At 53.9% G+C, this 22,540-nt stretch carries 16 protein-coding genes; 11 read left to right on the forward strand and 5 right to left on the reverse strand.

The genetic code is table 11. The annotated features are described in order from the left end of the window. Window positions 1–14: 14 nt before the first annotated feature. On the forward strand, window positions 15–758 hold the full coding sequence (locus BLX24_RS13635; protein ID WP_071503709.1) for a glycosyltransferase family 2 protein: 744 nt from the start codon (window positions 15–17) through the stop codon (window positions 756–758). Between the two features lie 102 nt (window positions 759–860). Here the strand turns inward: BLX24_RS13635 and BLX24_RS13640 are convergent, their stop codons facing one another. From BLX24_RS13640 to BLX24_RS13650, 3 genes are all read right to left on the reverse strand, one after another. After that, on the reverse strand, window positions 861–1,430 hold the full coding sequence (locus BLX24_RS13640) for a heme oxygenase-like domain-containing protein (protein WP_071503710.1): 570 nt from the start codon (window positions 1,428–1,430) through the stop codon (window positions 861–863). A 167-nt stretch (window positions 1,431–1,597) separates the two neighbouring features. Next, a complete protein-coding gene (gene miaA, locus BLX24_RS13645) occupies window positions 1,598–2,524 on the reverse strand; it encodes a tRNA (adenosine(37)-N6)-dimethylallyltransferase MiaA (RefSeq protein WP_071503711.1) in 927 nt (308 codons plus the stop codon). A 3-nt stretch (window positions 2,525–2,527) separates the two neighbouring features. Beyond that, window positions 2,528–3,448 carry a hypothetical protein gene (locus BLX24_RS13650; protein WP_071503712.1) on the reverse strand — a complete coding sequence of 307 codons (921 nt, stop codon included), beginning with the start codon at window positions 3,446–3,448 and terminating at the stop codon, window positions 2,528–2,530. A 64-nt stretch (window positions 3,449–3,512) separates the two neighbouring features. On the opposite strand from BLX24_RS13650, the gene BLX24_RS13655 reads away from it, so the two are divergent. The 5 genes from BLX24_RS13655 (at window position 3,513) to deoC (ending at window position 9,495) form a co-directional block, all read left to right on the forward strand. Continuing rightward, a complete protein-coding gene (locus BLX24_RS13655) occupies window positions 3,513–6,083 on the forward strand; it encodes a M1 family metallopeptidase (RefSeq protein ID WP_071503713.1) in 2,571 nt (856 codons plus the stop codon). 25 nt (window positions 6,084–6,108) lie between these two features. Further along, the gene (locus BLX24_RS13660; RefSeq protein WP_071503714.1) at window positions 6,109–6,696 is read left to right on the forward strand and encodes a Uma2 family endonuclease; all 588 of its coding nucleotides are present in this window, start codon (window positions 6,109–6,111) and stop codon (window positions 6,694–6,696) included. A gap of 154 nt (window positions 6,697–6,850) precedes the next feature. After that, window positions 6,851–7,909 (forward strand): SMP-30/gluconolactonase/LRE family protein, encoded by a 1,059-nt coding sequence (locus BLX24_RS13665; protein WP_071503715.1) that lies wholly within the window; start codon window positions 6,851–6,853, stop codon window positions 7,907–7,909. Between the two features lie 33 nt (window positions 7,910–7,942). Further along, complete coding sequence (locus BLX24_RS13670) at window positions 7,943–8,782, forward strand: TatD family hydrolase (RefSeq protein ID WP_071503716.1); 840 nt, start codon at window positions 7,943–7,945, stop codon at window positions 8,780–8,782. Then, the gene (deoC, locus tag BLX24_RS13675) at window positions 8,779–9,495 is read left to right on the forward strand and encodes a deoxyribose-phosphate aldolase (protein ID WP_071503717.1); all 717 of its coding nucleotides are present in this window, start codon (window positions 8,779–8,781) and stop codon (window positions 9,493–9,495) included. Before BLX24_RS13670 ends, deoC begins: the two co-directional genes overlap by 4 nt. Before the next feature lie 81 nt (window positions 9,496–9,576). Here deoC and BLX24_RS13680 read toward each other — a convergent pair whose 3' ends face one another. Next, a complete protein-coding gene (locus tag BLX24_RS13680) occupies window positions 9,577–13,002 on the reverse strand; it encodes a DUF7133 domain-containing protein (RefSeq protein ID WP_071503718.1) in 3,426 nt (1,141 codons plus the stop codon). 282 nt (window positions 13,003–13,284) lie between these two features. On the opposite strand from BLX24_RS13680, the gene BLX24_RS13685 reads away from it, so the two are divergent. Together BLX24_RS13685 and BLX24_RS13690 are read left to right on the forward strand one after the other, a co-directional pair. Further along, a complete protein-coding gene (locus BLX24_RS13685; RefSeq protein ID WP_071503719.1) occupies window positions 13,285–15,621 on the forward strand; it encodes a TonB-dependent receptor in 2,337 nt (778 codons plus the stop codon). Further along, a complete protein-coding gene (locus BLX24_RS13690; protein WP_071503720.1) occupies window positions 15,621–16,826 on the forward strand; it encodes a PepSY-associated TM helix domain-containing protein in 1,206 nt (401 codons plus the stop codon). The genes BLX24_RS13685 and BLX24_RS13690 overlap by 1 nt, the downstream gene beginning before the upstream one ends. 186 nt (window positions 16,827–17,012) lie before the next feature. Here the strand turns inward: BLX24_RS13690 and BLX24_RS32690 are convergent, their stop codons facing one another. Further along, a complete protein-coding gene (locus BLX24_RS32690) occupies window positions 17,013–17,159 on the reverse strand; it encodes a hypothetical protein (protein WP_177225836.1) in 147 nt (48 codons plus the stop codon). 160 nt (window positions 17,160–17,319) lie between these two features. Between BLX24_RS32690 and BLX24_RS13695 the strand changes: the two genes are divergently transcribed. The 3 genes from BLX24_RS13695 (at window position 17,320) to BLX24_RS13705 (ending at window position 22,536) form a co-directional block, all read left to right on the forward strand. Next, the gene (locus tag BLX24_RS13695) at window positions 17,320–17,892 is read left to right on the forward strand and encodes an RNA polymerase sigma factor (RefSeq protein WP_071503721.1); all 573 of its coding nucleotides are present in this window, start codon (window positions 17,320–17,322) and stop codon (window positions 17,890–17,892) included. Between the two features lie 43 nt (window positions 17,893–17,935). Next, window positions 17,936–19,051, forward strand: a complete 1,116-nt coding sequence (locus tag BLX24_RS13700; protein ID WP_071503722.1) for a FecR family protein — start codon at window positions 17,936–17,938, stop codon at window positions 19,049–19,051. 203 nt (window positions 19,052–19,254) lie between these two features. Further along, the gene (locus tag BLX24_RS13705) at window positions 19,255–22,536 is read left to right on the forward strand and encodes a SusC/RagA family TonB-linked outer membrane protein (protein ID WP_071503723.1); all 3,282 of its coding nucleotides are present in this window, start codon (window positions 19,255–19,257) and stop codon (window positions 22,534–22,536) included. Window positions 22,537–22,540: the final 4 nt, after the last annotated feature.

Genomic DNA, 22,540 nt, shown 5'->3' on the forward strand with positions numbered 1-22,540 from the left:
TGTCAGCCAATAGCATGAATCAAACCTGGAGTGTTGTCGTTTTTTGTTATAACGAAGTAGGAACGGTCGAGAAGGTCGTTACAAAGCTGGTCAATACGTTTGAGCAGCACCGGCCCGGACAGTACGAAATCGTCATTGTCGACGACGGCAGCTCCGATGGTTCTGATGCCGTGATCCGTCAGCTGGATGCGCGTTTCGATGTGGTCCGGCCGGTGTTTCATAAAACAAACCGGGGCATCGGTCATGCCCTGCGCACGGGTTATGCCAACGCCCGGAACGAAAACCTGACCGCTGTGCCGGCCGACGGGCAGTTCAACACCGACGAGCTGATTCCGTATCTGGATATACCGGCAAACTCCTTTGTATCGTACTTCCGGCTCGAAAACACGACGTACACCATGGCGCGGAATGCGTTGTCGTATGCCAACCGCATGGTCAATAAGTTATATCTTGGCTTTGACCTGAAAGACGTTAACTGGGTAAAAATCTACAAAACCGCCGATCTGCACGCGCTGAATCTGGAGATCGAAAGCTCGCTGATTGAAAGTGAGATTTGTGCCAAGCTCCTGGTGTCGGGGCGTAAGGTGGTGCAGGTCGAATCGCGCTACCATCCGCGTGAGGCCGGTGTCAGCAAAGGGGCCTCGTGGTACATTGTCCGGCAGGCATTGCGGGATACGCTGACCCTCGGGGCCGTCCTTCGCCGCTTCCGCGTCGAGCTGAAGCGCAAACGCCGCGAACAGGCCGCTGCAGTGCGGTAAAGAAGGGATTTATGGAGTTATGTAATGTTATGTAGTGGTGGCACGACTCAAACAGCAACGGCTGCCGGTCGTGCCACCACTTTTTATAAGTCCTCTACTTTTTCAGGCGGCCAGCGAAGGCAGCGTATTTTCACCGGCGAGCCGTTCGTAAATACCGAGCGCCCGGACGGCTCCCTCTGTAATATCGGCCTCGTGGCCTTTAGCATGTTTATCCTGACAGGCAATGGCCCAGTTTTCATTCTTCGGGCCATTAAAAAAACGGGAAATGCGGGCCATGGCCGGTAGTACCGGGCTGCGTTGTAAGTCTCTGGTGATGGTCTGTCCATCAAACGCAATTTCTTCCCCTACATAGGCAGCTCCGAGAAGTTGCCAGGCATTCCAGTGGGCAAAATAAGTTGGGTAGGCAAGCGGGAGCGGTGCCCCTGTTGCCAGTAAATCAGCGACCAGATAGGGCGTTTTGCAGTGACGCAAACGATCATAATTCGGTAAATAGGAAGCTTGTTGGGCCAGGGCAGCTTCCAGCGCACGGTGATACGCCAGATTGACGTACAGTAGCTGCTGATACTGATTTAAGGTCAGCACATCAGCGTCGACACGGTTCCGGAAGAGCAGCGTTTTTACCTGATCGTAAAGCGGCTGCATCTTCTGATTGAGAAGTGCCAGGAGATCCATAACGAAAAGAATTAATTGAGTATAACCGGATTAGCGGCATTAGGTATACTTACTACTAATACTACCAACTCACTATACAAAAGTTCTGTTTTTCATACTATTTTACAATAGCTTTACTGGTTACCAGTACGTAAAATGAGTATACGGTACATAAAAAACAGTATCATCTACGCTGCTGACGTAATACTACGAACCAGTTCGCTGAGGGGCAGGAGACCATCAAGCCACTGAATCCTTAACCCGTCCCGTTCCATCTTCCGGAAGAAGGTCATCTGCCGCTTGGCAAACTGATGAATGGCCGTTTCGAGCCGGACACTCATGGTTTCATAATCAAGTTCACCCGCTAAGTATTGGGTAATAAACTTATATTCAAGGCCGTAAAAAATCAGCTTTCCGGCCGGAATACCGGACGCCAGTAACTGTTCTACTTCCTCAATCATGCCGCTTTGCAGGCGCTCGTGCAGGCGTCGGGTAATCCGTGCGCGGCGAACGTCGACGGGCAGGTCAATGCCGAAAACGGCAGGTGTTTCGGCTGGCTCAGGCTTTTGATTCAGCAAAGGCGTGTCTGGATGACGGGTCAGATACTGGTTGATTTCGATAGCGCGGATCAGCCGTTTGCGGGTCGATGTGTCAGCAACAGCCGAATAAGCCGAGGAACTTTGGTGAAAACGGGCCAGCAATGCATCATCAGAAAGCAGACTCAGGCTATCGCGCAGGGCCTGGTCAATGGGAATGGCCGTGAACGCATGCCGGTTTAGGATCGCTTCCAGATAAAGTCCCGTGCCGCCGCACAGAATGGGTCGTTTGCCGCGTTGACGGATGTCGTCAAGGGCTTGCTGCACATCCTGCTGAAACCGGTAAATATGGTAATCTTCCCCCGCATCGACCACGTTGATGAGGTGATACGGAACCGGCTCTCCATCGACCGTATATTCATCCAGGTCTTTGCCGGTGCCGATGTCCATGCCACGGTACACCTGCCGGGAGTCGACACTGATAATTTCGCCCTGAAGCTGCCGGGCCACCTGTACGGCCAGTTTTGTTTTACCACTGGCGGTTGGCCCCAGAATGACCAGAAGATCGGTGTCGGCCATGCGTTAATTGGGGTAAAAGGGTTTAATAAACTTAATGCTCCCGGCGTTGACTATAGGAATAAAACCTCGTCCGGGAAGCCCGGCTTCGGTGAGTCCTTCCGGCAACCGGTGCGGATAGTAACGCATATTGCCGGCCGGATCGAGCCAGAACGGTTGCGGAACGGTCATTCCAACCCTTTCGAAGCCGAGGCGTTCATAACTGCGGCCGTCTGACCAGTCGCGGTCGGCATAGGTCATGACATCGATGAGCGGATGGCCTTCGGCAGGAGGATGGAGGCTGTATTGGTCGGCGATAAACGCTTTCAGGAGCTTGTCGAGGCCACCGACAACGGTGGAAAACAGGTGATTGGCAAACCGGACCATTTCGTAGGAACGGAATGGCTGGTCATGGCGGGTAACCGAACGCGGAAAGCTGAAAGTAGCCACCGCTACCAGCAGTTCGTCGTCGGTGTCGCGGATATACTGCATGCGGAAATCCGGCGATAAGACGCGGAAATACCGCTTCGGCAGAAACAGCCCGTATTTATATTTCGATTGGGTCGGCACCTGTAAGTGGTGGGTTGTCAGGAACTGATCGAGGGTCGGGCGGTCGATGCGCTGCACCTGAGTGAGTCGCGCCGGAATGCGTTCTGACTGGCCGGTAAGGGCCTGCAACCGGGAGCGGACAATGGTTGGTTTGGTCTGCCAGACATCCTCCCAGAGGTGAATCGTTTGCCAGCCATCCTGCGCCAGGTGTTCAGACAACTGCTGAAAGAACCGGCTGTCCGGAATGCTGCCGGAACTTTGAATAACAGCCCGGTACGTGGCCAGGTCGACGGCGTGCACCAGCGTTCGGGTGTCGGCAAGCTGGCTGAGCAGAAACGGCGACGGGTGAGGGAAAGGAGTAACCGGTAAACCGGATGCCCAGTCGAACGGTTGGGGCATATATGTTGATGCTGGCAAATGAAAAATAGATTGTATTTGGGTAAAATTAAGGCAAATTTTGAATATGAAGATTGGATTGACGCAAATACTGGTAGCCTTTGCGATAGGGGTAGCGACTACGGCCGTAGCCGGTGCCATGCCTTCGGATACGACACGGAAGGAGTTTTTTGAAACCCGGAACCGGCAGTATAACTCCAGCCGGACGCTGGCCTGTGACCTGTTGCACACGCGGCTGGACCTGCGGTTCGACTGGGCGAAACAGTACGTTGAGGGCGTCGCCACGCTTCGGTTCAAACCGTATTTTTACCCGCAGAATACCCTTGCTATTGATGCCAAAGGCTTTCAGATTCATAGCATTGTTCTGCTGGATACCCTGACGGCCTATGACTCGCTGAGCCGGAAGACTGTCCGGCGGCCCGTGCGCGACTCGCTGACCTATACCTATCCCGGGCAGAAAACAATCCAGCTGAAACTGCCGCGTACGTATACACGCAAGGACACATTCAGCATCCGGATTGTATATACGGCCAAACCAAACGAGTTGCCGGGCATTTTTACGCGTACTAACGGTGCTATTACCGACGATAAAGGGCTGTATTTCATTAACCCCGATGGGAAGGACCCGCGCAAACCGCGTCAGCTCTGGACACAGGGCGAAACGGAAGCGAATTCATGCTGGTTTCCGACAATTGATTCGCCCAATGAAAAAATGACGCAGGACATTTACCTGACCGTCGAAAAAGGGCAGCGAACCCTCTCCAATGGTCGTTTGGTGTCGTCGACGCCGAACGCCGACGGCAGCCGTACCGATCACTGGCAGCAGACCCTGCCGCATGCCCCTTACCTGGCCATGATTGCCGTCGGGGATTTCGCGTATGTGCGGGATACCGGCCCCCGAAACATGGAAGTGAGTTATTACGTGGAACCGGCCTACGAAAAAGAGGCAAGGGCTATTTTCGGCCGGACACCGGCTATGATCGGCTTGTTCGAAAAACTTTTCGGGGTGCTGTTTCCGTGGGATAAATACAGTCAGATTGTGGTGCGGGATTTTGTAAGCGGGGCCATGGAAAATACAACGGCCACCGTGCATCAGGAAGGCGTACACATGGACCGGCGGCAGTTACTGGACGGTGATTCGGACGACGTGATTGCCCACGAACTGGCCCATCATTGGTTCGGCGACCTCGTTACCTGCGAGTCGTGGGCCAACCTGCCGCTGAACGAGGCGTTTGCAACCTATGCCGAGTATCTGTGGTACGAAAACGCCCGCGGCCGCGATGAAGCCGACCTGCACCTGCTGGCCGACCTGAATCAATACCTCAACGAAGCCGAGCAGAAACAGGAACCCCTGATCCGGTACGGGTACGCCGACCGGGAGGATATGTTCGACAGTCACTCGTACCAGAAAGGCGGCCGTGTGCTCCATTACCTGCGCCGGATGGTCGGCGACGAGGCGTTTTTCCTGGCCCTGAAACAGTACCTGATCCGTTATCAGTACAAAACGGTAGAACTGGCCGATCTGCGCGAAACGTTTGAAGACGTGACCGGTCAGGACCTGAACTGGTTTTTCAATCAGTGGTTTATGGCACCGGGACACGCGACGATTAAGGTAGCACAAAGTTATGTGCCCGGCTACGTAACGCTGGTGGCCAATCAGCAGGCGAGCGGACCGTACACGCCGGTCTACCGGTTGCCGCTGAAAGTCGATGTTTGGGTGAAAGGTAAGCTGACCACGCACGATATTGTGATGACGCAGGCGCGGCAGTCGTTCACGTTTCCGGCTGAACAGGAGCCTGATCTGGTGATATTCGATGCCGATCACCGCATGGTCGGGACGGTAGAGCAGGAGCGGGACCTGCGCATGACGCTGTTTCAGTATGACCGGCGGCTGGCCTATCAGGAACGCCACGACGCGGTACTCCGGCTGGGGGATAAGGACAAAGGGTTCTTCGGCGATATATCGGCCCAGCACAAGCTGGTCGAGGCGCTGAACGATCCTTTCTGGCGGGTACGGCAATCGGCCATTAACCAGTTTGCCGATTATAAAGGCCCGTTGCGGGAGGAGGTTGTCCGGCTGCTGCGTGATAAAGCACAGCATGACAAAAAGCCGGCTGTCCGGGCCGAAGCCCTGCTGACGCTCCATTCCATCGATGCCAAAGCTAACCTGCCGCTGCTGAAGGCGGCCTTAGCCGACAGCTCATGTCTGGTGGCCTCGGTAGCGCTCGAAAATTACCTGGAACAGCAACCGGCAGATGCGGCTAAGGTGGCCGCCCGCTTTGAGCAGTCTGCCAACGGTGAGATACTGACGGCGGTGGCAGAATATTATGCAACCAAAGCTGATCCGGCCCGTTACGATTGGTATGTATCGAATCTGAAGCAGCTGAAACCACAGGAAGCGTACAATTTTATTCAGGTGTTCGGCAAGTACCTGCTGCGTTCATCCGTTGATTTACAGCGTAAAGCGCTGCCGTTGCTGGAAAATGTGGCCCGTTTTGAAAAGCCGTGGTTTGTCCGGTTCGGAGCTTATCAGGCACTCGGGCTGCTGCTGGATGTCGACGGTGTGGAGGGCCTCCGGCAGGATATCCGCAACAAAGAAGAAGACCCGCAGTTAAAGTCGTTGTACGAAAAGTTTTAAATTTACGGAGATAACCTACTCGTATATGTCTGCTCTGAACCAGCCGTTTATAGCCCCCGAAGACTATCTGGAACGGGAACGCAATGCCGACTATAAAAGCGAATACGTTCAGGGAGAGGTATTCGCGATGGCCGGTGCATCAACGAATCATAATGCGATTAAGGAAAATGTTTCCTTTGCTATCGGTAGCCATCTCAGACGGAGCACAGGTTGTCGTAATTATTCCAGTGATCAGCGGATTCTGGTCGAAGCCAATGGGTTATACACATACCCTGATCTGGTTGTTATTTGTGGTCCGAATCAATATAGTGATATGAACCGGGACACATTAACGAATCCTTGCCTGCTCGGTGAGATACTGTCGCCGGGTACGGCGGCCTATGATCGGGGTGAAAAGTTTCGTCTATACAGGGGTATCCCGGGTTTTCAGGAATATCTGCTTATTGATTCGGCACGTGTCCGCGCTGAGGTATTTCGCAAAAATGACTATGGTTTCTGGTACATTGCTTCAGAAGCGGCTGACATTGACGCTGACGTCAGGCTGGAAAGTATTGGTCTGACGCTTACCATGCGCGAAGTATATCGGGAAACAGAAGGCATTGTTTTGGCCTAATGATGCTTGCTGTTCAGGATTTCTGAATCCTGAACGCCATAACCACGGATTTGCAATCCGTGCGTGGTACATAAAACACATAGTAAGCGGATTACAAATCCGCTGTTATATTGTCCGGGATGTATATATCCCGGACAGCGGTTCTCAAAAACGTATGAAAAACTACAGTTTGCTCCTGGTCTATACACTCATTGCCCTGTTGCCGGTAAAGGCGCAGGGACTGGAGGAAGTACGATCGTTCGGAAAGCTACAGCCCGTGGGGGTAGCAATGTCCAAAAAAGGCCGGTTGTTCGTCAGTTTTCCGAAATGGACGGACAACTATGCGCATGCTGTCGTGGAAGTATTGCCCAACGGTAAGCTGATACCGTTTCCGAATCCGGAATGGAACAAATGGGACACGGCACAACCGCAGGACCATTTCCTGAGCGTGCAGGCCCTGTTTATCGACCGTAGTGATGCCGTATGGGCGCTTGATCTGGCAAACCCGACCGGCATGAAACCAATTCGGGCAGGCGTCAAACTGGTAAAACTAACACTGGACGGTACGGTTGAGCGTGTCTACCGGTTCGACGACTTGCCGGGTGCCGGGCTGAATGATGTACAGGTCGATGCCCGCCGTCAGGTGGCGTACTTGTCGGATCCCGGCCGGTCGGCAGTGGTCGTGCTTGACCTGAAAACGGGCAAAAGCCGGACCTTGCTGCAAGGCGATGCCTCCACCAAAGCCGACCCGAATACAGTCCTGAGCATCGACGGGAAAGACGTGCGCGATCAGGCTGGCCGGCCGTTTTCAAGCAACGTAAACGGCATTGCTCTGAGCCACGACGGAGAGTATTTTTACTTCCGGCCCATTACCAAAAAGCGTCTGTACCGCATCCCGACCAAATTCCTGTATGATCCGGCCTATACCGCAGCGCAGGTATCGGCGGCCGTTGAAGACCTCGGCGAGGCCGGTTTCAGCCACGGTATGATTGCCGATGCAGCCGGGAACGTCTACATGGGCGATTCGCAGGAGCAGGTCATTCGCCGGCGCACGCCCGCGGGCAAGCTGGAAACGCTCGTGCAGGATAAACGCATCCACTGGCCCGACTCCTACGCCATCGGGCCCGATGGCTACCTGTATGTCACGATGGCGCAGCTCGACCGCGCGCCCCGCTACCACGACGGCACCGACCGGGTGGTGTACCCGTACTGGCTGTACCGGATTAAGTTGTAGACACCTTCCCCCGTAATTCCGTACCTTTGCGGCATGAATCTGATTGATACACACGCGCATATTTACGACGAGAAATTTGAGGCAGACCGCATCCTGAACGGGCAGCCCGAAGGTACACGTGATGATATGCTGGCACGGGCCTGGTCGTTGCCCGTAAGCCAGATCTGGATGCCCAACTGTGCACAGGAAACCATTGCCGGTATGATGGCACTGGCCGGTCAATATCCTGAACGATGCCTGCCTATGATGGGCCTCCATCCGACCTATGTCAACCAAACCGTAGAGCAGGAACTGGCTACCGTCGAAGCCGAACTGAGCAGACACCCGTTTATTGCCGTCGGCGAAATCGGGCTGGATTTTTACTGGGACTTAACCCACGTCGACCGGCAGTTTGAGGCGTTCCGGACCCAGTTGCAGTGGGCGGCTCAACAGAACCTGTTCGTATCGCTGCACACGCGCTCGGGTCATGACCGTAATGCGTTTGCCGAAGCTGCTGATGTTATTGAGCAGCTGGCCCTGCCCACCCTGACCGGTATTTTTCACTGTTTTGTCGGGACACTCGACGAAGCACGCCGCGCGGTGGGTATGGGCTTTAAGCTGGGCATCGGCGGGGTCGTAACGTTTAAAAACGGGGGCTTGGATCAGGTGGTACCGCATATCGGTCTGGAACACCTGGTCCTGGAAACCGACAGCCCGTATCTGGCGCCGGTCCCGTATCGCGGTAAACGCAATGAACCGGCCTACCTGCACCAGATTGCCCAACGCATTGCCGACCTGAAAGGTATTTCGATTGACGATGTCGCCCGCCATACTACGGCCAACGCCCTGTCGCTGCTGCCGGCTTTGTACGCTAACCTTTTACCGCAAGCATGACATTGAACGAACTGGAAGCGGTGGCGAAGATGATCGACCACGCTTTGCTGCATCCTGCCCTGACAGATGCTGAGCTGAAAGCAGGCTGTGAACTGGCGCTAAAGTATAATGTCGCGTCGGTATGCATCAAGCCCTATGCGGTAGCGATGGCGGCTGAGATACTTGCCGGGAGTGATGTGCAAGTATGTACCGTTGTCGGCTTTCCGCATGGAAGCCAGCCTCCTCACCTCAAAATAGCGGAAGTCTTGCAGGCTTGTCAGGATGGAGCGACTGAGATTGATATGGTTATTAATATCGGCAAGGTGCTTAGTGAGGATTGGGAGTACATTGCCTATGAAGTCCAGGTAGTCAAAGCCGCCTGTCAGCGGGGAGGTGCTATCCTTAAAGTGATTTTTGAGAACGACTATTTACCTGCGGATTCGTACAAGGTCCGGCTGTGCCAGATTTGTACGAAAGCTGGTGTGGCATTTGTTAAAACGTCGACGGGCTTCGGATTTGTAAAAGGAGCCGATGGCTGTTATGACTATAAAGGGGCTACCGAACACGATTTGTGGCTAATGCTGGCCAACATCGGGGCAAATGTAGAAGTCAAGGCCTCGGGGGGCATCCGCACCCTGGATGAGGCTCTGCGCATTCAGCAAATGGGCGTTAAACGCATCGGCACCAGTTCAACGGCCTCCATTATGGAGGAAGCCTACCGGCGAATCAGCTAAGAGCGTAGGGCAGGGGGCTATATAGTGGTGGCACGACTTTGAGTCGTGCCACCACTTCACTTTTACCATATAGAGCAGTTTCTACTTCTTCTTCAGATTCGAGAGAAACTCAACTACGTCCCGGACTTCGCGTTTCGACAGCAGTGTACCCATCGGCGGCATGCTTGACGGGTAGTTTTCGCGCTTCGCAATCCGGGCAACCGGTATTTTCAGCGGCTCGGCTTCCGATGTTTTCAGAACGAGTTCATGCTCATTTTCCTGCGACAGGATGCCTGTTACGTTCTGCCCGTCTTTCAGCGTCAGCGAAACGGTACCGAAACCCGGCGCGATGCGGGCACTCGGCTCAATCAGTGCCTGTAGGATCTGCTCACGACTCAGTACGTCGCCGATGAAGGTCAGCGACGGGCCAACCTCTCCGCCCTGACCGCGAATCGCGTGGCAGCGGACACACTCGGCGGCGGTGCTGGTATTGAAAATCCGGCGGCCTGCCAGCGCATCTCCGCCAAACAGGGCGTCTTTAAACGCCGCCACACCATCGCCGCTGGCTTTCAGAGGTGCCAGTTTGGCGGCCAGTGCCGATGATTTAGAGGCTTCTACGGCTTCGTTTAGTTCGAGGGTCAGGCTGGGCGACAGTTTTTTGTCGGCCAGCTGGTCAATCAGACCCGACAGAATCCGTTCTGTTTTGTCGGCTGGCTGGGCGCTGAGTACGCGTAACATCTGCTGCTGTTCCTTGATACTGCCTTTGTCAAACACAACTTTCGATACGTCGGCCAGAGCATCCTGCGACAGCGTTTGCCCCGACATCAGCCCGAGGGCCGTTGCCCGTACATCGGCATTTTCATCGGTCATGCTCTTGCGGATGGCGGCTTCCATACCATTGTAATTCAGTTTGCCGAGTGCGGTCAGAACGGCCGAACGAACTTCCGGCGCGGCGTTGCCGTCCAGTAGTTTGGCGAGGGCCGCATTGTTTTCGCTCATGCCCAGCTGGCTAAACATCTGCGCGGCCGCAATCTGCGTTTCAGGTTCTGCCTGCTGCAACAGCGCCAGTGCATGTGGCTGAACTTTCGCTTTTACCGCCGCCAGATTCCGCTGTACCGGACCGCGGTAGCGACCATCCACGCGGTCAAGTACGGACGGGCTGGCCCATGAACCAAGCGTTGCGAGCGCTTCGGCACGAATCACTTTATCAACGTCTTTGCGTTTGGCAAAGGCAATCAGTGTTTCCAGTTCCTGATCGCCGCCGACACGCAGACAGGCGTTGATGGCGCGGCGCAGCAATGGCTCCGAGGTAAACCGTGTTTCTTTCAGCGTGGCCGCCAGCGCCGGCAGTGAGGCCGGAATCGACAAATCATCGTTGATCGCGCGGGCTGCTTCGGCCACAATATACTCGTCTTTATCCTGCAGGAAGATATTGATCTGGTCACTGGCTAACCGGCGCAGCACCAGCACCGCCGCCAGCCGGAGCGACTTATCCGGATTGTTGGCAAGGGCCACCATCGGCTCCGCCTGACCAATCCGCGACAAGGCCAGCACCGCCGCATGACGCAGGTAAACGTCTTCGTCGTGGTTCGCCTTGATCATGTCCAGCAGCGGGTTGATGGCTGGCTGGTATTTAATCCGGCCGATGGCCTGTGCCCCATAAAACTGTACGCGCGGGTTTTTACTGGCCAGTAACGGAACCAGTTGCGGACCGGCCTCCGGAATAGCGGCATCGCCCAGCATTTTAGCGGCCTGGGCCACAATCTCCGGATCACTGTCTTTCAGCAGGGGCAACAGCGACGAGGCATTTACCTTGTCCTGCCGGGTCAGTTGGCCCATACCCCAGATGCCATGAATACGGGCCAGCTGGTTTTGTGTTTGTGCGATGGCTTTGTTCAGGGTAGCCGTACCTTTAGCACCCCTTGCCACCAGTTCAAACTGGGCTTTTTGCCGGATGCGCATGTCAGGATTAAACAGCAGCGAATACAGCATGTCCTCGGTTTGGGCCATGTAGTCGAGCTGCATCAGGCGTTTGGTTTCGGTCCGCAGCGCTTTCAGGTCGTTTTTGTCATCGGTTACGTCCAGTTTCCAGACGCGGCCGTAGTTCTTGGTGTCCCAGCCGTTGATCCAGTCAGCCACATACAGCGCACCGTCGGGGCCGAAACGGATGCCCGTCGGCAGGATACCGGTCAGGATGTTCTGTTCGCCGTCGAGTACAAACGAAGCGCCTTTGGGTTTCAGACCAAACGACCAGATCGGCGAGCGGGCCGGGTTGCCGACAAATTCAACGAGGAAGAATTTATTTTTCCAGGCCGATCCCAGAGCGGTGCCCGGGTTGTAGACCATACCGGTCGGGCCGTTGTGGAAGTTCATGATCGGCGGAATGATGTAGGCCGCCTGACCGTCCCAGCGGGGTTTAAACAGCTTTTCGTCCATCCAGACCTTATAGCCGTTGTTTTTCGGGTCGGTATATTTACCATACTGCCAGTTGGAGCGCCAGCCCGCGTCGGAGCCTTCGACCACGTGCACCAGCCGTTCGCTTTCGCCGGGGTGGTCACCGTCATTATCGGAGCTGATCAGGTTACCATATTCGTCGAACACAAATTCGTGGGTGTTCCGCAAACCGCCCGCAAAGACTTCAAAGTCGCTGCCGTCCGGATTGGCGCGGGCGATGATCCCCTCGTTGGAACGGTTGTGTTTTTTGCCGTCGGGCGCAGTGATATTGGCCCCGATGTCGCCGATGTTCCAGTAAATTTTACCGTCGGGCCCTTCGATCGGGTTCGACATGCCGTGGCCGCTGAAGCCGATGTGTACGGCATAGCCATGGCTGATCGACGTTTTCTGATCGGGAATACCGTCGTTGTTGGTATCGCGCAGCCGCCAGACGTCCGGCGCAATGGTGATAAACATGTCTTTCGCCCGAACCAGAATCCCGCCGGCTACGTCGGTGATTTCGTCGAAGAAATCACTGATGATCCGCGTAGAGACGTCGGCCATTCCGTCGCCGTCGGTGTCTTCGAGCCGCCAGACCTCATCTTTCTCCACCGCTAGGTCCTTCCAGTCGTGGGAGCCGTCGTCGTTGAGGTCTTTGACCCACTCATTTTCCTTACTCTTTTTCGGGTCGAACGTGCTGTGCAGAAATGCGCGGCGGTCTTCGACGGTCTGGAGCGCAATCGACGGCGTCATCCAGTCGCGGTGACCACGAATGTCGAATTCCGAGTTTTTCTGCCGGTTGGTGCGGTTAATGTACACGCGCCCCTGCACATCAATATCCATCGCGACGGGGTCCGGTGCCAGTGAGTCGGTAGCCCACAGGTCGAGTTTGAGGCCGTCGGCCAGTTTAATGGACGTTTTTTCCCGGATTTCTTTGGCGCGGGCACGGGCCGTTGCCGCGTCTTCTCTCACCACCAGCGGCTTATTGTCCATTTTTGACGTTCGGCCGGTGTTCATTTTCATACAGGATACTACCGCTACGGCCAGCAGGGCAGTACCTAGTATGGGCTTTCGAAAGGGTTTGTTAAACAGCATTGTTAACTAAAACAGGTTGGAAATGGGCTCTGTAGTAAAATCAAAAAAGCCCGGTAAGTTACTTATGGCGACTGATTTTATCCTGACGATCACACCGTTAAAATAAAGAATCGGCCCCCCTGCATGGTCTCTCCGTGTTATACCACATACTGGCTTGTTAGTAACCTCTTTCTGTAATCAGATGATTTTTGTTTTGATTAATTCTAAATAAATTTTGTGTAAATCGTTTTCCGTTCTACTTTTGTGCTGTTGTTTGGAATTAATCTAAAGAAATATAAAAAAATGCGATTGCTTTTACTGTTCATGCTTCTGAGCGGAAGTGTGTTTGCCCAGCAGGGAACGATTAGGGGTACGGTTACAACGTCGGATGGAAAACCGGCTCAATACGTGACTATTTTTCTGAAAGGACTTGGAAAAGGAACGGTAGCGGATTCGAGCGGTACATACGAAATGAAAGGCATCAGGGCGGGGCAGCACACCATCGAAGCGAGCTTTATCGGCCTTCAGGCCACAGCTAAAAAAGTGACGGTGGCGGCTAATGAAACGGCAACGGTTGATTTTGTACTTCAGGAAAATGCGAATCAGTTACAGGAAGTATTGATAACGGCGAATCCGAGTAAATACCTGACCGATTACCCGTCGGTGTCACTGCGGCTGAAGACACCGCTGATCGAGATTCCGCAGAATATTCAGGTTGTAACGGCCCAGACGCTGAAAGACCAGCAGATTTTTGATATTCTGGAAGGCGTAACCCGCAACGTCAGCGGGGCCGCTAAAATGGAACACTGGGACATTTATGCCAATATTTTTATGCGCGGCTCACGGATTCCCGGCTTCCGCAACGGCATGAACGTGCAGTCGGATTTTGGTCCTGTGGCCGAAGACATGAGCATGGTCGAAAGCATTGAGTTTGTGAAAGGGCCGGCGGGTTTCATGCTGGCCAACGGCGAACCAAGCGGCTTCTATAATATCGTAACCAAAAAACCGACAGGTATCACCAAAGGCGAAGCCACGATGACCATCGGCAGCTTCGATACCTACCGTACCACGCTGGATTTTGACGGCGCGCTGAGCAAGGATAAAAAGGTCCTGTTCCGGCTGAACCTGATGGGCCAGATGAAAGGCTCACACCGCGACTTTGAATTCAACAACCGGGTATCGGTAGCGCCGGTGCTGAAATTCCAGTTTACCCCACGCACATCGCTGACGGCCGAGTACAACTATCAGTTTAACCAGATGTCGGCCATCGGGTCCAATTATGCCTTCTCGCCGAATCGCCTGGGCGACCTGCCGGTCAATTTTACAACGGCGGAGGTGAACATGAAACCAACCAACATCAACGACCACAGCCTTTTCCTGACACTGGCACACACGATCAACAGCAACTGGAAGTTTACCGGCCAGATTGCCTACGTGACCTTCAATCAGGTAGGGCAGTCGCTGTGGCCGACGGGCTTCAAAGGCGATACCCTGCTGCGTGGTGCGTCAATCTGGGATGCCCTGGGCGTCATGAAAGTAGGCCAGTTCTTCCTGAACGGCGACGTGAAAACGGGGAAAATCGGCCACCGCCTGTTGATTGGCGTGGATATGGGTGATAAGGATTTTTATCACGACTGGAGCCAGACAGGGGCCATTACCGGCCGTGCCGGCTTCAACGTATACCACCCCGTGTATGGTCAGGTGCCGGCGTCGGGCTATCCGGTATTCGACCGGACGCTCGACATCCGCGAGCGCGGCGTGTATTACAACAACAACTACAGCGCGGTGTATGTACAGGACGAAATCCGGTTGCTGAACGAGAAACTGCGGTTGACGCTGGCCGGCCGGTATACAACGGTCCGCGACCAGAACCCATATAGTGGCGGTACCGATGCGAAGAAATTTACGCCCCGTGTTGGCCTGAGTTATTCGCTGAATAACAGCACCAGTGCCTATGCCGTATTCGATCAGGCATTTGTACCGCAGGCCGGTGTGAGCTTCGAAGGCAAGGCCTTCGACCCGATTACGGGCAGCAACAAGGAAATCGGGGTAAAGAAAGAATGGCTGAATGGACGGTGGACGGCTACACTGGCGGGGTACCAGATTACGAAAAATAACGTACTGACCGGCGATCCGCAGCACCAGTTCTTTTCGGTGCAGCTGGGACAGACCAAAGCGTCGGGCGTTGAATTTGACCTGCGCGGTGAAATCCTGGACGGCCTCGACGTAACCGCAAACTACGCCTGGAACGATGCGAAGGTTACGAAAGACACCGACGAAAAAGTGGTGGGCAAGCAGATTCCGGGAACGGCCAGAAACATCGCCAATGCGTGGCTGAACTACCGCCTGACCAAAGGGGCCCTGCGCGGCCTGGGCGTAGCCCTTGGCGTACAGTATCAGAACGGCCGTACGAACTGGTACGGGGCCTACGATACCGAAGCCGACTACCGCATGCCGGACTACACCCGTCTGGATGCCGCCATCTCTTACCGGTTCGACAAGTTTGCGGTCGCGCTGAACATCAACAACCTGACCAATAACTACCTGTATTCGGGTTCATACTACACCTGGACTAAGTTCTACTATTGGCAGGCTGAAGCATACCGGAACGCCCGTCTGTCTATTTCGTATAAATTTTAATGAAAGGGAACGTTAAGAAACTCATTGGCAAACTACACCTCTGGCTCGGTCTTAGTACCGGGCTGGTGGTGTTTATCGTCAGCATCACCGGAGCGCTGTATGTCTTTAAGGACGAGGTTCAGACGATGCTCCGTAAGGAATACCTGCACCACGGCGAAACCGGCATCAGCCACAAATCCATTCTGCCGCTTCGGGAACTGGAAAAGCGCATTAACCGGCAGACGGGCGAAACATATCCGCTGCATTGGGTAGATGCTCCGCTCGACAAAACCCGGAGCTACCAGTTTTATTACTACGAAAGTGATCCGAAAGGCTGGCATTACTTCAATGAGCTGGTGATGTATAAAACGGTGTATGTCAACCCGTATACAGGAAAGGTGCTGGCGGTCTTTGATGAGAAAAACGGCTTTTTCAACATTGTTAAATTCATTCACTGGAGCTTTCTGCTTAAGAGTGAATGGGGGACCTACCTCACTGGTATTCCGACACTTATTTTTGTGGTGATGCTCATTACCGGTATCATTCTGTGGTGGCCCAAAAACAAAAGTGCCCGTAAGCAACGCTTCTGGTTCAACTGGAAAAATGTGAAGAACTGGAAGCGCAAGAACTATGACCTGCACAACATCCTGGGCTTCTATGCGTCGTTTGTGGCTTTGATTATAGCCATTACGGGCTTGTTTTACGCCTTTTTTACGGTGCAGTCGCTGATGTATTTTGTGTTTTCCGGCGGACAGACGACCTATCCCGATTTTTCGCACATCACCACCAAAGCCCCGGCCTCGCTGCGTTCGGCCGGTACGCTGGATAAAGTGGCGGCCAAAGTAGAGGAACTCTATCCGACTGCCTGGCACTACAGCATCGATCTGGGGCATCCCCACATCGACGACCATGAACACCCGAATTTTTCGGTGTATGTAAAGGAGCTGAGCTATTCGTACCACGTCAGCCATAATCTGATTTTCGACGAAAACTCGGGGGAACTCCTGCACAACCGGCCGCATGCCGACAAAAACTTTGGTGAGAAAGTTGTTTCGGCTAATTACGACATCCACGTGGGATCAATTTTCGGGATCTGGACCAAATGCCTGGCCTTTCTCGTAAGTCTGATTTGCGCCAGCCTGCCGGTGACCGGTTTTCTGGTGTGGCGGGGCCGTCGTAAAAAAGAATCGAAAACCCCTGCACGTGCCCGAATGGTAACGGCGTAAACACTACTGAACAGATTACGGAAGGCCTGCGACTTGTCGCAGGCTTTTTTTATGCGCCAGGCTAAAGCATGGCGTTAGGGGGGGGGGGCGGTATGGCAGGATGTCGGGTGCGCCAGGCTGAAGCGTGGCGTTAGGGGGTGTGGGGCGTATGGCGGGGTGTCGGGTGCGCCAGGCTGAAGCGTGGCGTTAGGGGGTGTGGGCGGTAGTCGAATGAAGTAACGCCTGGCTGGCCGGACGAAACGGGCTGCTTCCTTTTAGACGAACCCCGGCCTTCAGGCCGGGGCGGTAAGGCATCATCACCACAATGGCGGCTTTAGCCGCGAGGGCTGCCAATCAGTCATATAAGCAGTAGGTCTGTTTTTTTGATTACACGGGAAGTATAAAAGCAGAAAAGGCCGCTCTTTTTAGTGATCGAATCCGGTACGTTCGGGGTTATACCGTCAGACGCCGGCGGATGCGTGAGTACCGGATCCGGGGACAGGAAACCAGATAGATGAACGAACAGGAACTTTGGCAGGCCTTTCAGGAGGGAGACGAAAACGCCTACACCCGGCTTTATCAGCTTCATGTGCAGGCCATGTACCGCTATGGCATGAGCCTGGTGGCTGTTTCTGAGGCCTTTGTGCTGGATTGCGTACATGATGTCTTTACCGAGCTCTGGGCCAAACGCGCCCGCCTGACGACACCCGACAACATCCGCCATTACCTGCTGAGGGCGCTGAAAAACCGCATCATGCACCTGCTCGAACGCAAGGAACATCCGAGACGCCCGCTGGAAGAGGTAGACTATGACGCTTTATGGGCAGAACCCAATGATCTGGAAATCCTGGAAGAACTGGAAGCAGCCACAACCCGTCAGCAACGGATACAGCGCCTGATCGAACAGCTCCCGCCGCGCCAGCAGGAAGCCCTCAAACTCCGCTTTGTCGAGAATATGAACTACAACCAGATCGGCGAAATTATGCACGTTAACGAGCAGTCGGCGAAGAACCTCGTTTTCCGGGCGGTAGAGAAGCTCCGTAGCTGGATCATCACCTTATTTTTAACTTTTTTTACATTTTTTTAGGTTTTGGTGAGTACGTTTTCCACTATTTGTCATCTACTGACAAATGCTGATGCCTGTGGAGCAAAACTACGAGACCTATTCTGCTGCTGATTTCCTGACTGACGATGCCTTTGTGACGCATCAACTGGATCCTACGCGTGCGTCTGCTCAGTTCTGGGAAACATGGCTGATACAGTACCCCCACCGGCGCGACGTCTATCAACAGGCCGTTGACCTCGTAGAAGCTATCCGCCTCGGGTTAGATACGTACGCGCAGACGTACCTGCCCGAAGAGACCGTGCGCCGGTTGTGGCTCCGGATTCAGGAAACCAACGCGCGGGAAGCAGAGACCGCTGTCCGCACACGCCGGTCCGGGTGGATGCGGTGGGCCGCCGCTGCGGCTGTGGTCCTGACATTAGGCGGGGGCTACTGGTGGAAGTCGGCAACGAAACCTGTTACGCCCTACGACCGGCAGGTAACGGCCCTCAGCGAGTCGCTATCCGAAACCGTGAATACATCCCGGAAACTTCAGCTCATCCGCCTGCCCGACAACTCGGAAGTATGGCTTGCCCCCGATAGCCGGTTGACCTATCCGGCTGACTTTGGCCGCAAAAACCGGGTGGTCTACCTGTCGGGAGAGGCTACCTTCTCGGTAACTAAAGATACGGATAAACCCTTTTTTGTTCATGCCAACGATGTGGTAACGCGGGTGATTGGTACGCGGTTTACCGTGCGGGCCTTTTTTCGGGAAAAACGGGTAAAGGTGCAGGTGCAGTCGGGCCAGGTATCGGTCTACCGCAACGGACCGGCTTCGTCGGCAGAGCGGCCGAAAGGGGTCATGCTGCTGCCGAACCAGCAGGTGATTTTCAACAACGAAACGGCGCAGTTTGATAAGATGCTGGTCGATACACCAGCTATTGTCATTACCCCTTACGTCCGGAAGAAAACGCCTTCATTTGTATATAATGAGACGCCGATCAGTCAGGTACTCAGGGATATAAAAGAAGCCTACGGGATTGATATCCACTATAATAAGGAAGCACTTGAAAATTGTCAGTTAAACTCAACGATGACCAATGAAACCTTTAAGCAAAAGCTGACCATTGTCTGTGCGACAATCGGCGCTACCTACGAAATCATTGACGGGCAAGTTGTTATCAACGGCGGAAGCTGTCAGTAATTGCCGGATTCTGTTGTGTTAATTCTCTGTTAATCAATTTTTTACTGTAATGAGCACCTGATCCGCATCAGCCCTGTAATGCTCACCCGAGAGGCAGCAAAAGATGCTGTCCGGTTACTATTATTTTAATATTTTGATATAGGTCCCACAGATTAAGCAGACTATATCAGCCGTTTTTCTTAACTGCATAAGTGATAAACCCTATGAAAAAAGTGAATGCCCGGGTCGTAAGATGTGTACAGCTTACGGTTCTTCAATGCCTGATTGTACTGCTTTCCGTCGGCGTTTCGCAGGCCGGTGATGCGTCTGCTCAGGAGGTACTTAACCGCCGGTTGAGCCTGACGATCCAGAATGAAAATGTAAAAAATGTTTTACGGGCGATTGAAAAAGCCGCCAATGTTAAATTTTCTTACAGTCCGCAGGTGGTGCCGGCCCGCATGCTGGTGTCGATGCGGGTGCAGAACAGCACGCTGAAACAGGTACTGGAAAAGCTGCTGAGCCCGTCGAAGGTCAGCTATAGCGTGGCCGGTGAGCAGATTATTCTGGCCCGTACTGCCGAAGAGCCGATCAATATCCAGCTGGGTGAGGTAGAGGAGCCGGTTGATGTGCCGCTGGATCGCACGGTTACCGGCGTCGTTACCGATGAAAAAGGCGAAAAGCTGCCGGGCGTGAGCGTGGTGCTGAAGGGCTTATCGCGTGGGGCGGTCACAGACGAAACCGGTACATACCGGCTAACCATCCCGGACGGTCCCCAGACACTGGTCTTCAGCTTTGTCGGTTTTGTAACCAAAGAAGTAGCCGTGGCCAATCAGGGGACTGTTTCGGTACAGCTGGTTCCGGATGTGAAGTCGATCAACGAAGTTGTCGTAGTCGGTTATGGCTCGCTGAACCGTAAGGAAGTAACGAGCGCTGTTACCCACCTGTCGTCGGCTGACTTGCTGCGCGTAGGCAGTAACAGCCCGCTGATGGCGATTCAGGGCAAAGTAGCCGGTTTGTCGGTAACCAATACGGCTGCCGGTGACCCGAACTCAACACCGAGCATTCAGCTGCGGGGTGTGTCGTCGCGGAGTGCCGGTTTAGGGCCCCTGTTCGTGATCAACGGAGTGCCGGGCGGTAACCTGGACAACATCAACCAGAACGAAATTGAGTCGATTGACGTCCTGAAAGGTGGAGCCGCCTCCGCTATTTACGGTACACGGGGCAGCAACGGGGTAATTGTGATTACGACCAAAAAAGGAAGCTCCGACTCCCGCATTTTCTACGACGGCTACGGCGCGTTTGACTACATCGCCAACAAATTGTCGGTCTTGTCGAAAGACGAGTTTCTGGCCAACAAACGCGGTGTCGACCTGGGCGGCAACACCGACTGGATGAAAGCCGTGAGCCGGAATCCGACGTTCTCGCAGAAACATACGCTTCAGTTTTCGGGTGGCAGCGGCAAAACCAACTACTTTTCGTCGGTGGATTATCGCAACGCCAACGGGGTAGATCTGCGCTCAGCCAAGGAAGAGTATGGTGGCCGGGTGAATATCAACCATACCTCAGCCAACAACCTGTATAACATTACGTTCAGTGCGGCTCCACGGTATGCGAGAACCAGTCAGGCCGACTACAGCGGATTTAACTATGCGTTAACCCTGAACCCGACACAGTCTATTTATGACCAGGCGGGTAAGTATAACTATATCACCAGCGGATTTTTTGCCAACAACCCTGTTGAGCGGGCAAAACTGGTAAAGGCGGGTCAGGAGATCAAGTATCTGGATATCAACGGGTCGTTTAAGCTGAATCTGCTGGAAAATCTGTCGACGATGATTACGATTGGTGAAGTGAGCTCATCGTTCCGGAACCAGAACTTTACCCCGTCAACGCTGACGACAGTCGTCAACGGCTCGAAGCGGAATACGGCCTCGCAGTCGCTTGACGAAAACGATCAGAAAAGCTTTGAGTGGACGGGCAATTATTTTCTTGATGTGCAGAAGCACTCGGTGAAGCTCCTGGGCGGCTACTCGTACCAGTACTTTAAGTCGTCGGGTTTCAATGCGGCTAATGAAAACTTCCCGTCGGATGTGCTGACGTATAACAACCTGGGCACCGGCCTCTGGAACCTGCAACAGGGCGTTAACAACGTTGGTTCTTACCGGAACAACTCAAAACTGGCAGCGTTTTTCGGTCGGGTAAACTACGACTTTGACCAGAAATACTTCTTCTCGGCCAGCTTACGGCGCGAAGGCTCGTCAAAATTCGGGTACGACAACAAATGGGGGAACTTCCCGGCCGCCTCTGTGGGCTGGCGCGTTACTCAGGAGAAGTTTGCCAGTGGGTTGCCGTGGCTGAACGAACTGAAACTGCGGGCCGACTACGGGGTGACGGGTAACCAGGACTTCGGCAATTACCTGTCGCTCGATACTTATTCGGGTTATGGCTATTACCTCTACAATGGCTCATCGTATCAGGTTTGGGGCCCGAGCCAGAACACAAACTACAACCTGCGCTGGGAAAAAGCGATCAACTTCAACATCGGTGTCGACTTTGACCTGTTGAAAAACAGCCGGTTATCGGGCAGTCTGAACTACTACATCCGCACAAATAAGGATTTGCTGGGGTCCTATGCCGTCCCGAATCCGCCGAACATTCAGGGATCGACCTTCGCCAATGTCGGAACCATGAAAAACGCCGGGCTGGAGATTCAACTGAATGCAGCGGTAGTAGCTAATAAGGAATTTGCCTATAACATCACCTTTGCCGGTGCGACGAACGATAACAAGTTTGTTTCATTCTCGAATGAGGCGTTTAAAGGGCAGAAGTTTGTGGATGTGGTAGGCATGCCGGCACCGGGCAGCCCGGGTAATGCACAGCGTTTGCAGGAAGGCACGCGGATCGGTAGCTTCTACATGCTCCGGTCGGCTGGTGTCGACGAGTCGGGCAACCTGTTAGTCTACAACAAGGCCGGCAACGTTATCGTGGCCAACAAGGCGTCGAACGATGATAAGCAGTTTGTCGGCAACGGCCTGCCGAAGTTTACGGCTGGTCTGACCAACTCGCTCCATTACCGGAAATGGGATCTGACGGTATTCCTGCGGGGCACGTTCGGGTATAAAATCTTTAATACCTACGCGTTCTACCTCGGCACACCGGCTACCCAGCAGAATGCCAACACCCTGTCGTCGGCTTACGACGGTGGTAAATATGCTCAGTTGAAGAGTCCGGCTACCTATTCGTCGTTGTCTGACTATTTCCTGGAACCGGGCAGTTTTGTCAAAATCGACAACATCAACCTGAGCTATACGCAGCCGGTTACCAGCAAATTTATGCGCTCGGTACGGATCTATGCCACAACGCGTAACCTGAAGACATTCACCAAATACACCGGCGGCGATCCGGATCTGGTGCAGGTGAACGGATTATATCCGGGCATCAACAGTTCGCTGAGCTATTTCCCGTCGACAACGCAGTACTTATTAGGCTTACAGGTCACTTTCTAACCAC

The sequence above is a fragment of the Arsenicibacter rosenii genome (assembly GCF_001870735.1).
GTDB lineage: Bacteria > Bacteroidota > Bacteroidia > Cytophagales > Spirosomataceae > Arsenicibacter > Arsenicibacter rosenii.

What these genes read in the sequence shown, in the direction of transcription:
- BLX24_RS13635 (WP_071503709.1), top strand. Translation starts at nt 15, where the DNA reads ATGAATCAAACCTGGAGTGTTGTCGTTTTTTGTTATAACGAAGTAGGA.
- BLX24_RS13640 (WP_071503710.1), bottom strand. Translation starts at nt 1,430, where the DNA reads ATGGATCTCCTGGCACTTCTCAATCAGAAGATGCAGCCGCTTTACGAT.
- miaA (WP_071503711.1), bottom strand. Translation starts at nt 2,524, where the DNA reads ATGGCCGACACCGATCTTCTGGTCATTCTGGGGCCAACCGCCAGTGGT.
- BLX24_RS13650 (WP_071503712.1), bottom strand. Translation starts at nt 3,448, where the DNA reads ATGCCCCAACCGTTCGACTGGGCATCCGGTTTACCGGTTACTCCTTTC.
- BLX24_RS13655 (WP_071503713.1), top strand. Translation starts at nt 3,513, where the DNA reads ATGAAGATTGGATTGACGCAAATACTGGTAGCCTTTGCGATAGGGGTA.
- BLX24_RS13660 (WP_071503714.1), top strand. Translation starts at nt 6,109, where the DNA reads ATGTCTGCTCTGAACCAGCCGTTTATAGCCCCCGAAGACTATCTGGAA.
- BLX24_RS13665 (WP_071503715.1), top strand. Translation starts at nt 6,851, where the DNA reads ATGAAAAACTACAGTTTGCTCCTGGTCTATACACTCATTGCCCTGTTG.
- BLX24_RS13670 (WP_071503716.1), top strand. Translation starts at nt 7,943, where the DNA reads ATGAATCTGATTGATACACACGCGCATATTTACGACGAGAAATTTGAG.
- deoC (WP_071503717.1), top strand. Translation starts at nt 8,779, where the DNA reads ATGACATTGAACGAACTGGAAGCGGTGGCGAAGATGATCGACCACGCT.
- BLX24_RS13680 (WP_071503718.1), bottom strand. Translation starts at nt 13,002, where the DNA reads ATGCTGTTTAACAAACCCTTTCGAAAGCCCATACTAGGTACTGCCCTG.
- BLX24_RS13685 (WP_071503719.1), top strand. Translation starts at nt 13,285, where the DNA reads ATGCGATTGCTTTTACTGTTCATGCTTCTGAGCGGAAGTGTGTTTGCC.
- BLX24_RS13690 (WP_071503720.1), top strand. Translation starts at nt 15,621, where the DNA reads ATGAAAGGGAACGTTAAGAAACTCATTGGCAAACTACACCTCTGGCTC.
- BLX24_RS13695 (WP_071503721.1), top strand. Translation starts at nt 17,320, where the DNA reads ATGAACGAACAGGAACTTTGGCAGGCCTTTCAGGAGGGAGACGAAAAC.
- BLX24_RS13700 (WP_071503722.1), top strand. Translation starts at nt 17,936, where the DNA reads ATGCTGATGCCTGTGGAGCAAAACTACGAGACCTATTCTGCTGCTGAT.
- BLX24_RS13705 (WP_071503723.1), top strand. Translation starts at nt 19,255, where the DNA reads ATGAAAAAAGTGAATGCCCGGGTCGTAAGATGTGTACAGCTTACGGTT.